Here is a 14,437-nt window from a genome sequence, read left to right as displayed (position 1 = left end):
TGCGCGGCAGGCCAGGGTCCGGGTGGTCTTGGGCTCTGCTACTTTCCTGGGGCGAGAAACCGGTTACTCAGCCGGCTGGTGCCGAAGGGGAGTGGCATGGTGACGGTCTCGAAGCGCGCCAAGAGGGTCACGATCGCCGATGTCGCCCGGGCGGCTGGGGCGTCGGTGGCGACCGTCTCCCGGGTGGTGAACGGAGTGGACACGGTCGACCCCGCCCTGGCCGAGCGGGTCAGGTCGGCGATCGGAGAGCTCGGTTACCGGCCCAGCGCCGCCGCCCAGGGATTGGCGCGCGGCCGCTCGGGCACCATTGGCGTCCTCGTCCCCGATCTCGCCAATCCGCACTTCAGCGACCTGATCAAGTCGCTCTCCGCCACGGCGAGAACGGGCGGTACCCGAGTCGTCGTCATGGACTCCGATGAGGATCCGGGTGCCGAGCGCGAGCTCGCCGAGGATCTGATCCGGTACGCCGACGGGCTGTTGCTCTGCGCGCCCCGCATGCCCAGGGCCGACCTGGCCGCGCTCGCCGGACGCGGCATGCCACTGCTGGTCGTGAACCGCCCGGTGCCGGGGCTCGCCCTGCACTCGATCACCGCGGACTTCTTCCACGGAGCGCTGGCGGTCTGCGGACATCTGGCCCAGCTCGGCCACCGCAAGGTGGTCTTCCTCTCGGGGCCCGAGGCGTCCTGGGCCAACGGCGAGCGGCTGCGCGCCCTGTCCGGCGCCCGGGCGTTCGGCCTCGAAGTGTCCACGGTGGCCTGCGGATCGACCTCCGACGAGGGGTATGCGGCGGCCCCCGCCGCGTTGGAGAGCGGTGCCACAGCCGTGATCGCGTACAACGACTTCGTGGCGCTCGGCGTGCTCGCCCGCTTCTGCGAGCTGGGCGTGCGGGTGCCCGAGGACATGTCGCTGACCGGATTCGACGAAATAGACATGGCCAGATTCTCCGCGCCGCCACTCACGACGGTAGCGGTTCCGCGGGACCGGCTGGGCCAGACAGCGGGTGCGGCGCTCGGCCGGATCATGGGCGGCGACGAGGCCATCGAGCCCGAAACCATACCGGTTGAACTGCGTGTTCGCAGTACCACCGGTGCACCGTCTTGACACGGCTCCGGGGCGGGTGGACCTTGTTCGGGCGCAAGGCTGAGAAAGCGCTATCTCATCCAGAGGAGTGCGAGTCGCCATGTCCCGTCCACTGACCTGCCGTTCAGCAAGGATCGCGCTCTCGGGACTGCTGCTCGCGGTGGCAGCCGCCGGCTGTGGCGCCCCCGACTCCCGGAGTGCGGCGTCCCAAGACCAGGCCCCGCAGAAGATTCCGGCGGCACCGGGCAAGCCGGTGACGCTCGACATCCTGGACGTCGCCGGGAACCTCCAGCTGACCCAGGGCATGATCGACGAGTTCGTCGAGCAGCACCCGGACGTCATCAGCAAGGTCACCTACTCCAAGGCCCCCGCCCCCGACCTGGCCGGCAAGATCAAGGCCCAACAGCAGGCCGGCCGAGTCCAGATCGACCTCGTCCTCACCGGGACGGACGGCCTCGCCGCCGGGCTCTCACAGAAGTTGTGGAGCTCCATGACGGAGCATCAGTCCCGCATCGGCACCCCGGACTATCTCGAACCGGCCGCCGAGATGCAGAAGCTGGCGCAGGGCCAGGGCACCGCGGTCGTCTACTACCCCTCCGGGCCGCTCATCGAGTACAACCCGGACAAGGTCGAGAACCCGCCGAGGACCCCCGCCGAACTCCTCGCCTGGGCCCAGGAGAACCCCAAGAAGTTCCAGTACGCCGACCCCGCCAACTCCGGACCCGGCCGCACCTTCCTGATGGGGCTGCCGTACCTGCTGGGCGACAAGGACCCGAGCGACCCGGTCAACGGCTGGGACAAGACCTGGGCGTACCTCAAGGAACTCGACAAGTACGTCGGGGTCTACGGCTCCGGTACCACCGAGACCATGAAGAACCTGGCCTCCGGCCAGCACGACATGGTGATGTCGACGACCGGCTGGTACATCAACCCGCGGGCGCTCGGCACCGTGCCGAAGAAGATGAGAGCGGGGCACTTCGACAACATGACCTGGGTGACCGACGCCCAGTACGCGGTGGTCCCCAAGGGCGTCGACGCCGACACCATGTCCGCGGCGCTCCAGCTGATCAAGTGGATGCTCACGCCCGAGCAACAGGCCAAGGCGTACGACGACGGGTACTTCTACCCCGGCCCCGCGATCGAGAACGTGCCGGTCACGATGGCGCCGCAGAAGTCGCAGCAGGTACTGAAGGAGTTCGGCGTCCCGGAGTTCGACCAGTGGATCGATCGCTTCCCGAAGAAGCCCTCACTGCCGGCCGAGCAGCAGGTCAAGGCGTTCGACATGTGGAACCGTCAGGTTGCGGGCCGCTGATGTCACGGTTTTCCACGCTCAGACTGGAACGGGTCTCGCGCTCCTTCGGCCGCCACGCGGCCCTGCACGCACTGGAACTGGAGATCCAGGGCGGTGAGTTCATCGCCCTCCTCGGCCCGTCCGGCTGCGGCAAGTCCACCGCGCTGAACTGCCTGGCCGGGCTCCTCCCGCTCACCGGCGGCGCGATCCATCTCGACGCCGAACGCATCGACGGGATCGCGCCGGAGCGACGCGGCTTCGGCATGGTCTTCCAGAATTACGCGCTCTTCCCGCACCTCACCGTCCGCGGCAACGTCGCCTTCGGCCTGAAGATGGCCAAGGTGCCGAAGGCGGACATCGCCCGCCGGGCGGACCGCGCGCTGGAGATGGTGCACCTGACCGCCCACGCCCACAAGCGTCCCGGCCAGCTCTCCGGCGGCCAGCAGCAGCGCGTCGCCATCGCCCGCGCGATCGTCCTGGAGCCGCGGCTGGTGCTGATGGACGAGCCGCTGTCCAACCTGGATGCCGCGCTGCGCCTGGAGATGCGCACCGAGATCCGCCGACTGCACCAGAGCCTCGGCCTGACGACGGTGTACGTCACCCATGACCAGGAGGAGGCGCTCTCGCTCGCCGACCGCCTCGTGTTGCTGCGTGACGGGGTCATGCAACAGGTCGGCACACCCGAGGAGGTGTACGGCCGGCCCGCCAACCGCTATGTCGCGGGCTTCATGGGCTACCGCAACATGCTCGACGTCACGGTCACCGCGACGCACGGCGGCCACCTGTCGCTGCGGCTCGCGGACGCGCCGCTGACCGGCCTCGCCCGCGACTCGCTCGCGCCGGGCGGACACGGCATCGCGGCGATACGGCCCGAGGACCTGGATGTCGCGGGCGAGAACGCGACCGGGCGCATCCCTGCGGAAATCGAGGTCGTCGAGTACCACGGCCGTGAACTCGCCGTCCAGGCACGGCTGTCGGACGGCCAGCGGGTCCACTTCCGCACAGCCGACAGACTCGCCCCCGGCGCCCGGGTGGACTTGACGGCCGCGCCCGACCGGGTGCTGGTGTTCGCCGCGGAGGGTACGCAGCAGTTACCGGAGCCGGCCAAGAACCTGCCCCGCCAGAAGGCGGCGACGCCATGAGGGCGTGGGAGTCCGCCGGGCCGATCGTCCGGGTCGCCGGGCTCCGCGTCGCGGCAGCGGGCGCCGGTCGCACGACGCCTGGCGGTTTGGTACGGCGGCGGGAACCGGCACGCGCCACGGGGGTGACCCCATGACCGCCGCACCCGCCCCCGTACCGGCGCCCGCCCAGGGGCGCCCCGCGCTGCGGCATCGACTGGCCGGGCGCGGCGTCGACCGGACGCTTGGCCTCCTCGCGCCCGGCGCGCTCCTTCTCGTACTCCTCTTCTGCTATCCCTTCCTCTACGGACTCCAGCTCTCCTTCCAGCCCATGGAGGGCGGCGGCCCCCTCGCCAACTACCGGGAGTTCTTCTCGGACCCCTACCTCCGCGAGACGATCTGGATCACGCTTCAACTCGCCGTCCCCGTCGCCCTGGTGAACTGTCTGGCCGCCGTCCCGGTTGCCTTCCGCACCCGCGGCACCTTCCGCGGCCGACGGCTGATCACGACCCTGCTCGTCATGCCCATCACCTTGGGCACCGTCCTCGCCGCACAGGGCCTGCTCGGCTACCTCGGGCCCAACGGGTGGCTCAACAAAGCTCTGTTGGGGATCGGCCTGATCAACGAGCCGCTGGAGCTGGTGCACAACTACTGGGGTGTGTTGGCCTCGCTGGTGATCACCGGCTTCCCCTTCTCGTATCTGCTCACGCTGTCCTACCTCACCGGAATCGACCCAAGCCTCGAGCAAGCGGCGGCGACGCTCGGAGCGAACCGGCGGCAGCGTTTCCGCCATGTCATGCTGCCGCTGCTCGCCCCCGGTCTCGCCATCACCTTCTGCCTCTCGTTCGTTCTGGCCTTCGCGGTGTTCCCGTCGGCGCAGCTCGTCGGCGACCCGCGGGGGAGTACGCATGTGATCTCGATCGAGGCGTACCAGGCGGCCTTCCAGAAGTTCGACTACTCCCTCGGCTCGGCGATCGCCATGGTGATGGCCGCCGTGATGATGGCGGTCGTGGTCCTGGTGCTGGCCTGGCGCTCGATGCTGTACCGCGGCTCGACGGGAGGCAAGGGCTGATGGCCGACGTCCTGGACATCCGCGACGCGAAGAACACCGCCGCCCCCGAGCAGCCCATACGCAAGAAGCACCGAATCGGCCGGCCCGGCACCTGGGTGACCGCTCTCGTCTTCGGTTTCTTCTTCATCAACCTCGCCGGCGTCATCGGCGTACCGCTCGTCGACTCCTTCGGCTCCCGCTGGTTCACCAGTTGGCTGCCGGAGGGCTGGACGACGAAGTGGTACGGCTCCGCCTGGCAGGAGTTCTCCCTCGGCCAGGTGTTCTGGACAACGGCCCTGGCCTCCGTACTCGTCGTCGCGATCTCGGTGGTCGTGGGCGTCCCGGCGGCGTACGCCCTCGCCCGGCGTGACTTCCCCGGCAAGCGGCTGGTGCTGCTGCTCTTCCTGCTGCCGATCCTCGTCCCGCCGATCACCTACGGCATCCCGCTGGCGACCGTGCTCTACAAGTTCCAGCTGGCCGGCACGCTCACCGGAGTGGTGCTGGCCAATCTGGTGCCGTCGGTGCCCTTCGTGGTGCTCACGATGACGCCGTTCATCGAGCAGATCGATCCCCGGATCGAGGCGGCGGCCCGGATGTGCGGGGCCGGCACGGCCTCGGTCCTCCTCAGGATTCTCGCGCCCCTCCTGGTCCCCGGCATCCTCGCCGCGTCCGTCCTCGTCCTGGTCAGAACGGTCGGCATGTTCGAGCTGACCTTCCTCACCGCGGGGCCTGACAGCCAGACCCTCGTCGTGGCGCTGTACTACGCGGTGTTCTCGGCCGGCATCCGCACTCAGCAGTCGATCGACGCGATGGCCGTGATGTACACGATGTCGATGCTGGTGCTGCTGGTGATCGCGCTGCGCTTTGTGAACCCGACGCAGTTGGTGACCCGGGTGAAGGAGGACCGCGCACTCCGCTGACCCCGCTCGACTCCCTCAACGAGAGGTGATGCGCCATGCATCCGCACCCCTGGCACGCATCGCGCCGTACGGCCCTCAAGACGGGCGGCGTACTGGCGGCGGGCGCGCTCCTGCCCACAGCCTCCGCGCTCGCGGCCCCCGCCCTCGCCTCCCACGACAGCTGGAGACAGGTGCCCCGCATCCTCGCCCGGATCCGCCCGCCCACGTTCCGCCGACGATGTTTCGACATCACCGACTACGGTGCGGTGGGGGACGGGCGGACCAAGAACACCGCGGCCCTGCGTGCCGCCGTCGCGGCCTGCCACCGGGCGGGCGGCGGCCATGTGGTGGTCCCGGCGGGCACCTTCCTGACCGGCGCGATCCATCTGCGCAGCAATGTGGACCTGCATGTCAGCGAGGGCGCCACCCTCGCCTTCAGCCCCGACCCGGCCGACTTCCTCCCTGCCGTGCTCACCCGGTGGGAGGGCACCGAGTGCTACAACTACTCGCCCTTCATCTACGCCTACGGGCAGCGGAACGTGGCCGTGACCGGGCGCGGGACGCTCGACGGGCAGGCCCGCCTCGGACCGTGGGAGAGCTGGTACCGCACCAGCGGCCTGCAGGGCCCGGACCAGAAGCTGCTGCGCCGGATGGGCTCCACTGGCGTACCGGTCAAGGACCGGATCTTCGGCGCCGACCACTATCTGCGGCCCAAGATGGTGCAGTTCTACCGCTGCCGCAATGTGCTGGTGAGCGATGTGACGATCGTCGATCCGCCGATGTGGACCGTGCACCCGGTTCTCTGCACCAATGTGACGGTGCGCGGCATCACCGTGGAGAGCACTCTCCACAACACCGACGGCTGCGACCCCGAGTCCTCCAGCTATGTCCACATCAAATGCTGCCGCTTCAACACCAATGACGACTGCGTCGCGGTGAAGTCCGGGCGGGACGAGGACGGCCACCGGATCGGCGTACCGAGCGAGAACATCGTCGTCCAGGACTGCGCGTTCTCCGGCAGGTGGGGCGGCATCACCGTCGGCAGCGAGATGTCCGGCGGCGTACGGAACGTCTTCGCCGAGCGATGCCGAGTCAACGCCCTTGATTTTCCCGGCCGTTACCCGGTGAAGTACCCCCTCTATGTGAAGGCGAGCAAGAAACGCGGCAGCGTGATCGACGGCGTGTACGTACGGAAATTCACCGGGCGGGCGGTGGAACGGGAGATCGCCTTCGTCAATATGAACTACAACAACGGGGAGGGCGGCACCCTGCCCGTCTCCGTACGGAACATCCATCTCTCGGAGATGAGGATCGATGGCGCACGCGCGGTCCTCTCCCTGGTCGGTCTGGAGACGGACCGGCTGCGTGGCGTCCATCTCTCCCACTGCACCTTCACCGGGGTCCGCGGTCCCGACTCCATCGCCTTCACGGACGACCTGACCTTCCACCGGGTCACCGTGAACGGGGTTGAGGTGCCATGACCATGGCCTACGTGGGTGTCGCGACCGCCACCGCCTACGTCGGCTCCCAGGGTTGGGGCCGCTACGACTTCATCGCCGTGCTCCGCCCGAAGACCGAGAGGTGACTTCCGTGCGCAGACGCACCTTCTTCTCGTACGCCGGTACGGCGACCGCCGTCGCGATCCTCCCGTCGGCGGTCTCCGCGGAGACGGTCGCGGCGGCCGAGACCACCGTCGCGGGACTCGCCCGCGACCCCTGGGACGAGGTCCCGCGAATCCTCGCCCGTATCCAGCCGCCCACGTTCCGTCGGCAGTGTTTCGACATCACCGACTACGGCGCGGTGGGGGACGGGCTGACCAAGAACACCGAGGCATTCCGCCGCGCAATCAATGCCTGCAACCGGGCGGGCGGCGGCCATGTCATCGTCCCGCCCGGCCGCTTCCTCACCGGCGCGATCCATCTGCGCAGCAACGTGGACCTGCACGTGCGGGAGGGAGCCACCGTCCTCTTCTCCATGGACCCGGCGGACTTCCTGCCGGTCGTGTTCACCCGTTGGGAAGGCACGGAGTGCTACAACTACTCGTCCTTCATCTACGCCCACGGGCAGCAGAACCTCGCCATCACCGGTAAGGGCACCCTCGACGGCCAGGGCATGGACGGGCCGTGGAAGAGCTGGCGCGACCCGGGTGGCGGCCAGCCCGCCGACCAGGCCGAGCTGCGGCGCATGGGCACTGAAGGCGTACCCGTCGAAGAACGGGTCTTCGGCGCGGGGCACTATCTGCGGCCTAACATGATCCAGTTCTACAAGTGCCGCAACATCCTGCTGCGCGACATCACCGTCCTCGAACCGCCCATGTGGACCATCCACCCGGTTCTCTGCCGCAACGTCACGCTCAAGGACGTCGACGTCATCGGCCGAATCAACAACAGCGACGGCGTGGACCCCGAATGCTGCTCCGACGTCCTGATCACCGGCTGTCGCTTCCACACCGAGGACGACAGCATCGCCGTCAAGTCCGGCCGGGACGAGGACGGTCTGCGGGTCGGTGTGCCCAGCGAGAACATCGTCGTACGCGACTGTGTCTTCTCCGGACGGTGGGGCGGCATCGCGGTCGGCAGCGAGATGTCCGGCGGGGCGCGCAACATCTTCGCCGAGGACTGCCGGATCAACCCGCTCGACTTCCCCGGCCGCTACAACCCCCGCCACCCGGTCTTCATCAAGACCAACAAGAAGCGCGGCGGCTATATCGACGGCGTGTACGTCCGCCGGTTCACCGGCCGCGCCATCGACCGGGACTGCATCTATCTGACCACCCGCTACAGCAACCAGCAGGGCGAGAGGCCGGCCGTCATCCGCAACATCAAGGTCGAGGACATGGTCCACGACGGGGCCCGCCGCGCCATCAACCTCGAGGGCCTGGAGTCCGACCCGTTCGTCGGAATTCACATCGAAAACTGCGAGTTCACCAACATGGCCAACCCGAACATCTTCGGCCCCGCACGGGACGTGACCATCCGCAAGGTCTTCGTCAACGGAACCGAGGTAACGTACCCATGAGACGCGCCCTGCTCGTCTCGTCGGCGCCGCGAGTGCATCATTGTCAAAATGTCCCGCGTGTAGCATTGGGCCCAGGTGTGGACCGTTCATTTGTGTGGCCGCAGAATTGTGGCGAATGCCGGTGAATGAACTGCCATGAACTGGGGCGGCTACGCCCTGACGTGGCGAAAGGTGGCATTACCGCGTTCGGGCCGACCTCGCGCCGACCTAATCATCTGAAGCGGCACGATGCGCCAGTGGCGACATCTACGCTTTATCTCATGACTGACGCGGACCTCCCTGCCCCCGAACCTGAAGATGTCGAGCCGCTGAGACGATGGGAGCGACTATGGGCAGGGCTGGCCGGAGCGATCCTGTCAGGTGCCGGTGTCGTATCTGTCTTCACCACGAGCAACCAGGCGGGAAGCGTGGGTCTTCTTGTCGCCGGTACTGTCCTGTTGGTCATGGCCGTGAGCGGTACGCCGCTGACCCGTGCGCGCTTCATGGAGTATGAGGTGGGCCTGGCGCGCCAGAGGCGCAGGGCCGTAGTCGCCCGCGTTCAGGAGGAATCTCCTGAAGAAGCCAGGCGGTTGCTTGAGGTGCTGTTCACTCTCGACCCGGAAGCTGCAACGGACCCGCGTGCAAGGGCTGCGTACTCGGAGTCCTACTCGCTGCTTCTATCTGCCCAGCTGCACCAGCTCTTTCCCGGCTCCTCCATTGGGAACCTCACGGCTGATCGTGGCGGGGCAGACATGACGCTGAGGTCTGCCGATCGTGACGCTCTGGTAGGCATCGTGGTCAAACCCTTTCCCATGAGGGATGCACGGCGCCTACGAGAAGCACTACAGCGTTACACCGGGCCCAGGGTCGCGCCAGTGCTCATCGTTACGAGTGAGCTACCACCAGTATCGGACGCCTTCGAGCGATCTGTGCATGATCGTGGAGTTCGTTTCGTGCAATGGCGCGGAGCCGAGGATGATGAGGGGCTGAGGACTGCCGTCAAGGCCGCATTCACGGAGGCCGGCGCACCGCGGGGATGAATTCACGTGGGCTGAACCGTGAGCCGTCGTCTTCCATCTTCAGCGGCTGGCGAGGGCCAGTTGGAAACCGAGCCCGACGAACGCGGCGGCGAAGGTGCGGCGCATCCACGCCAACACCTTCGGGCGGGAGATGACGTGGTCGCGTACGGCGGCGGCGAACAGCCCGTAGGCGGCGAAGACGACGAAGGTCATCAGCATGAACACCGCGCTCAATTCGAGCATCCGCGGGAGTGAGTTCGCTGTGTGGGCGGGTACGAACTGCGGCAGGAACGCCAGGAAGAAGATGGACAGCTTCGGGTTCAGGAAGTTGATCAGGATGGCTGTGCCGGTGATCCGCGCCGCCGAATGGTTCGTTTCCTCTTCCTTGGTTTCCACCTTCAGCGTGCCCCGCTCACGCAGGGTGCTCCACGCCAGGTACAGGAGGTAGGCCACCCCCAGGTACTTGAAGGTTTCGAAGGCGACCGCGCTGGTGTGCAGGATGGCCGCCAGTCCCGCGATGGCGGCTGCCATGTGCGGGACGATCCCGAGGGTGCAGCCGAAGGAGGCCACGAGGCTGGCGCGAAAGCCCCGGGAGAGTCCGGTGGCGATCGTGTAGAGGGCTCCGGTGCCGGGCGAGACGACGATGATGAGCGATGTGATCAGGAACTCAACACTCACGGCCAGACACTCCTTGAGTTGGTAACGGCCTCCCAACGCCAGAAGCGTTCCCGATGGGATCGGTCCTGGTCTGGGTCAGCATGGCATGTCCTCTAGCAGGGTCATGGTCTACCGGACGGGCGGAACGCTACCCGTCTCTTTGGGCGAGGAGGTCAGGAGTTGCGGATTCCGGGCCCGGGGAACGCATCAGGCTCTCGCCGATGAGGAAGGCGTGGATACCGAGCTTGGCCAGGTGGTCAAGGCCGGACGGCTTGAGCAGGCGCCATGGGCTGGAACCTCCGGGTGGGTCCGGGCGTCTGATCAGTTGACTTCAACAATCACGAGGCGTACCGGGGGACTGGGATGGCCGTCACGCTGGCCGAGGAAATCATGCTGCTGTCCCTGGACGATGAGTCCGGGGCACCGGAGCAGCGGCAGGCGGCGGGCTGGGCCGTCGCGGGCGGGATCCTGCTGGAGCTGGTCCTCGCCGGGAGGGCATCTGTTGAGGGCAAGTACCTCAAACTGACAGACGCGACGCCGACCGGGGAGCAATTGCTCGATGGCCGGCTCGCGTTGCTCGAATCCTGGCTGCGCGGCCGGGAAAAGCGCCGAGTGACAGAGTGGCTGGCAAGGGACCAGGCCAAGGCCGTCGGCGCGGCTGTGGAAAGCCTGTGCGAGCGCGGCGTGGTCGTCGAGCGGCGGCACAGGAAACTCGGCCTGTTCCCGGCGCGCCGCTATCCCGAGGCTGACAGCGCGGCCGAGACAGAGCTGCGGCAGCGGCTCCAGGCCGTCGTCCTAGAGGGCGCCGCTCCGGACGTGCGAACGACGGGCCTCATCGCGCTGATCCACGCCGCCAAATTGCACCGCCTGGCATTCCCCGGCGTCCCGCGTAAGCAGGTGGCCGACCGGATGGCAGTGGTCGCGGCCGGGCAGTGGGCAGGCGAGAGCGTCCGTGCCGCGATCCACGACATGCAGGTGGCCCTAGCAGCGGTCACCGTCGTCACCGTCATCGCGGCAGGAAGCTGAGGACTGGGCGGATCATCACCGGAGCCACAGCCGGATGGCAGCGAGAGTGACCGTGCGGTATTGGGAAAGCGGTCGCGGCGATTGCGAAGAGTATCCTAATTTTGAAATAGATCCATGCTTGGCATGTCTGAGCTATTCACCGGCTCGGGAAGAGGGACAAGCGATGGGCACGGGCACCTTCACCATCAGCCACCGAGTCGTGAACGGCTGGACCGTTGTGGAGACCACCGGCGAGATCGACGTCCACACCGCACCCAAGCTGCGCGCGGCGGTCGCGGCGCTTTCCGATGCCGTTGCGGGGCGCCCCCGCTTCGTCCTGGATCTGAACCACGTGAACTTCATGGACTCGATGGCCCTCGGGGCGATCGTTGCGATCACGAAGCGCATCAAGGGCCGGGAGGGGGAGCTACGCATCGTGTGCAACGTCCAACCACTTCTCAAGATCTTCCGAATCACTGGCCTGCACCAGGTGTACCGGTTCGATGACTCAGTGGATGCGGCGACGCGGTGAGATGGCCCAGGGATCATCTCCGTCAGGACCCGATTGACATTGTCGGGTCCCTGAGCACTCAGTAGGGCCGGCCTCGGCTGAGATATCGCTTCGCGACCGAGGCCGAGGAGGATTCCGGATAGGAGATGTGCTCCGGGTCCCCGTCCGAGGTGTAGCGGGGGGCCGTGCCGCTCGCGAGCTTGTCGAGCCAGTGGGAGGAGCCGAACTGAGCGTCCTCGGCATCCGGGGCGGCGGAGCGGATGCGCGGTATTCCGGCCGGGTCGAAGGTGGCAGCGTACGGGGACGGGGCCGGATTGGCGCCCACGAGATACGCCCCGTGGTGTTCGTAGGACACCCCGTGCCAGCTACCCGCGAGCGCGAGTTCGGCGGGATCGGGCTGGATGCCGAACGGCAGGCCCATGGAGACCACTTGGGCGCCCGGGGCGCGCCGGCTGATGGCCTTCTGGTCGGCCGCGATCTGGCGCTGCACCTGCCCCGGGGTGAGGCCGCTGAGCTGAGCGTGGTCGAGGGTGTGGTTGCCGATCTCGAAGCCGTGCCTGTGCAGCCAGGCCAGGGCCTTCTTCCCGCCGGTGGCGGGGAACGCATCGCCGTTGACGAAGAAGGTGGCGACGGGGCGGAACGCCCGGTGCCGGTGAGCCACGTCCAGCAGGATGCCGACCGCGCAGTCGTCGGTTGGCTCACCGTCAGGTTCCAGATTCAGCTGGCTGTCGCTTGAGTCGTCGAAGGTGAGAACGACCGGGTGGGTGCCGGCTGGGATGTCGAACTTCCCTGTGCTGTACTCGGCGGCGGTGACGGGGATGTACTTCTCCCGGGCCAGCCGCTGGAGTTCGGCGCGGAAGTCCTGCGGGGTGCGGTCGTAGGCGCTGCTCGGCTTGTCGACGACCTGGTGGTACATCAGTACCGGTACCCAGCCGAGTTCATCGGCATCGACCGCGGCCGGGGAAGGGGGTTCCGGCGACTCTGAGCGGGAATCCTGCGGAGCATCGGGGGTCTTTCTCGCGGCCGAAGTGCCTGGTGTATCGCCCCTGGGGGGTGCACCGCCTCGGGGGTCCGCGCAGGAGACCGCCAGCGCGGCCAAAGGCAAAGCAGCGATGCAGAGTTGACGGAGAAGAGGACGAAGACGCACGAGACCTCCTTGAAGGGATGTGCCAATGCGGCTCGGCTGGAAGCTCTCGGATTCCTCGGGTAATCGATCCCCTCGCAGACTGGTCGTCACTCTTCTGGGCGGGACCCTGGCCGTGGCGGTGGCCGTTGGGGGTGTGCTCGTCGTCCGGCTGACGAACCATCCCGGGTTCGAGATGCACGGCCTGCCCGGCGGCGGCCGGTTGAACGCCAAGACGCTGCGCGAAGGCGAGCTGGTCGTGACCTCGGCCCAGGCCTCCGCGCTGAAGGGGACCGAGGTGAGCCTGAACGGCAAGCCGGTCGCGGTGCGGGCGTCCGGCGGTGAGCTGGTGATCGAGCTCGGCTCGCTACGGGATGGTGAGTACGAGCTGCGGGTGGCCAAGGCAGCGTCCGTCCTCGGCGGCGGCGCCGAGCTGAGCCGCCGCTTCACCGTGGACACCACGCCACCGGATCTGAAGGTCGCCGACGCCCGGACCCACAGCCTGAAGGGCCCCGTCACGATCAAGGGCAGCGCGAAAGGTGCCTCCGGTGTAACGGTCGACGGCAGGAAGGCGCGGCTCGGCTCGGAGGGGGCCTTCGCCATCACGCTGGGCCGTCCGCCCGCCCGGGCCGAGGTTGTCGCGACCGACGTGGCCGGGAACACCGCGCACGAGGAAGTGGCGGTCACCGTACGGCGACCACTGCTGCGGGCAGTGCACGTCAGCGCCCTCGGCTGGGCCTCCGACCAGCTGCGGAAGCCGATCCTCGCGCTGCTCCGGGAGGGCAAGCTCAACGCGGTCCAGCTCGATATCAAGGACGAGCTGGGCGAGATCGGTTATGACTCCCGGATACCCCTGGCCAGGAAGACGGGTGCATCGAAGGGGTACTACGACGCCAAGAAGGCCATCAAGCAGATCCACGATGCGGGCGGCACGGTCGTCGGTCGCGTCGTCGCGTTCCGCGACCCGATCCTGGCCGCTGCGTCCTGGAAGGACGGGCACCGGAACCGGGTCGTTCAGACCCCGAGCGGCCGACCGTACGGCGCCGGCTCCAAATACGGCGCGCTGTCCTTCACCAACTTCGCCGACAAGGACGTGCGCAAATACCACCTGGACCTGGTGGCCGAGGCAACCGGGCTCGGCTTTGACGACATCCTCTACGACTACATCCGCCGCCCCGACGGCAAGCTGAGCGGAATGTCCTTTCCCGGCCTCGGTGACAGCAAGCCGGAGGACTCCATCGCCCGGCTGGTCGCCCAGACCCGCCCCCTCGCTCGTCAGCACGGCGCCTTCCTCGGGGTGTCGGTATTCGGCATCGCCGTCACCCGTCCCCTCGAGATCGCGCAGGACATCGGCAAGCTGGCCAAGGCGTGTGACTACATCGCCCCCATGATCTATCCCTCGCACTGGAACCCGGGTGAGTACGGAGTGGCTGACCCGAACGCCCAGCCGTACGCCATTACGAAGCGGTCGCTCGCCGACTTCAAACAGCAGACGAAGGGCACCAACGCACAGATCATCCCGTGGATCCAGGACTTCTCGATGGGCATCGCCTACGGCGACAAGGAGGTCGCCGCCCAGATCCGCGGCGCCGCGGACAACGGAATCAAGTCCTTCCTGCTGTGGAATCCCGGTGTCCGCTACCACGGCGGTGCCTTGGCTCGCATCGGCTGAGCCCTCTGGCCCGC

At 67.6% G+C, this 14,437-nt stretch carries 13 protein-coding genes; 11 read left to right on the top strand and 2 right to left on the bottom strand.

The features are described from left to right. The first annotated feature begins 96 nt into the window (after nucleotides 1-96). From ACTWQI_RS15645 to ACTWQI_RS15610, 8 genes are all read left to right on the top strand, one after another. Nucleotides 97-1,101, top strand: coding sequence for a LacI family DNA-binding transcriptional regulator (locus ACTWQI_RS15645; protein ID WP_443270889.1), 1,005 nt, complete (start codon nucleotides 97-99; stop codon nucleotides 1,099-1,101). A 79-nt stretch (nucleotides 1,102-1,180) separates the two neighbouring features. Then, on the top strand, nucleotides 1,181-2,392 hold the full coding sequence (locus ACTWQI_RS15640; RefSeq protein ID WP_443270887.1) for an ABC transporter substrate-binding protein: 1,212 nt from the start codon (nucleotides 1,181-1,183) through the stop codon (nucleotides 2,390-2,392). Beyond that, on the top strand, nucleotides 2,392-3,513 hold the full coding sequence (locus tag ACTWQI_RS15635) for an ABC transporter ATP-binding protein (RefSeq protein ID WP_443270886.1): 1,122 nt from the start codon (nucleotides 2,392-2,394) through the stop codon (nucleotides 3,511-3,513). The genes ACTWQI_RS15640 and ACTWQI_RS15635 overlap by 1 nt, the downstream gene beginning before the upstream one ends. Nucleotides 3,514-3,643: 130 nt before the next feature. Then, nucleotides 3,644-4,561: an ABC transporter permease gene (locus ACTWQI_RS15630; protein ID WP_443270885.1), complete on the top strand. Its 918-nt coding sequence runs from the start codon at nucleotides 3,644-3,646 to the stop codon at nucleotides 4,559-4,561. Continuing rightward, nucleotides 4,561-5,460 (top strand): ABC transporter permease, encoded by a 900-nt coding sequence (locus tag ACTWQI_RS15625; protein WP_443270882.1) that lies wholly within the window; start codon nucleotides 4,561-4,563, stop codon nucleotides 5,458-5,460. The genes ACTWQI_RS15630 and ACTWQI_RS15625 overlap by 1 nt, the downstream gene beginning before the upstream one ends. 35 nt (nucleotides 5,461-5,495) lie before the next feature. Next, the gene (locus ACTWQI_RS15620; RefSeq protein ID WP_443270879.1) at nucleotides 5,496-6,920 is read left to right on the top strand and encodes a glycoside hydrolase family 28 protein; all 1,425 of its coding nucleotides are present in this window, start codon (nucleotides 5,496-5,498) and stop codon (nucleotides 6,918-6,920) included. Between the two features lie 109 nt (nucleotides 6,921-7,029). Beyond that, nucleotides 7,030-8,457 carry a glycoside hydrolase family 28 protein gene (locus ACTWQI_RS15615; RefSeq protein ID WP_443270877.1) on the top strand — a complete coding sequence of 476 codons (1,428 nt, stop codon included), beginning with the start codon at nucleotides 7,030-7,032 and terminating at the stop codon, nucleotides 8,455-8,457. 260 nt (nucleotides 8,458-8,717) lie between these two features. Further along, nucleotides 8,718-9,476 (top strand): hypothetical protein, encoded by a 759-nt coding sequence (locus tag ACTWQI_RS15610; protein WP_443270875.1) that lies wholly within the window; start codon nucleotides 8,718-8,720, stop codon nucleotides 9,474-9,476. Between the two features lie 39 nt (nucleotides 9,477-9,515). Here the strand turns inward: ACTWQI_RS15610 and ACTWQI_RS15605 are convergent, their stop codons facing one another. After that, nucleotides 9,516-10,133: a LysE family translocator gene (locus tag ACTWQI_RS15605; RefSeq protein ID WP_443270874.1), complete on the bottom strand. Its 618-nt coding sequence runs from the start codon at nucleotides 10,131-10,133 to the stop codon at nucleotides 9,516-9,518. A gap of 342 nt (nucleotides 10,134-10,475) precedes the next feature. Here ACTWQI_RS15605 and ACTWQI_RS15600 point away from each other — a divergent pair, with 342 nt between their 5' ends. Both ACTWQI_RS15600 and ACTWQI_RS15595 read left to right on the top strand, forming a co-directional pair. After that, nucleotides 10,476-11,138: a GOLPH3/VPS74 family protein gene (locus ACTWQI_RS15600; protein ID WP_443270873.1), complete on the top strand. Its 663-nt coding sequence runs from the start codon at nucleotides 10,476-10,478 to the stop codon at nucleotides 11,136-11,138. 163 nt (nucleotides 11,139-11,301) lie between these two features. Further along, a complete protein-coding gene (locus ACTWQI_RS15595; protein WP_443270872.1) occupies nucleotides 11,302-11,649 on the top strand; it encodes an STAS domain-containing protein in 348 nt (115 codons plus the stop codon). A 58-nt stretch (nucleotides 11,650-11,707) separates the two neighbouring features. Here ACTWQI_RS15595 and ACTWQI_RS15590 read toward each other — a convergent pair whose 3' ends face one another. Further along, nucleotides 11,708-12,544 carry a polysaccharide deacetylase family protein gene (locus tag ACTWQI_RS15590; protein ID WP_443270870.1) on the bottom strand — a complete coding sequence of 279 codons (837 nt, stop codon included), beginning with the start codon at nucleotides 12,542-12,544 and terminating at the stop codon, nucleotides 11,708-11,710. A gap of 343 nt (nucleotides 12,545-12,887) precedes the next feature. On the opposite strand from ACTWQI_RS15590, the gene ACTWQI_RS15585 reads away from it, so the two are divergent. Then, nucleotides 12,888-14,423: a putative glycoside hydrolase gene (locus ACTWQI_RS15585; RefSeq protein WP_443270868.1), complete on the top strand. Its 1,536-nt coding sequence runs from the start codon at nucleotides 12,888-12,890 to the stop codon at nucleotides 14,421-14,423. Nucleotides 14,424-14,437: the final 14 nt, after the last annotated feature.

The organism is Streptomyces sp. KR80, from assembly GCF_052245555.1.
GTDB lineage: Bacteria > Actinomycetota > Actinomycetes > Streptomycetales > Streptomycetaceae > Streptomyces.
The sequence above is the reverse complement of the archived record's forward strand: the minus strand, read 5'-3'. Positions and strand labels throughout refer to the sequence as shown.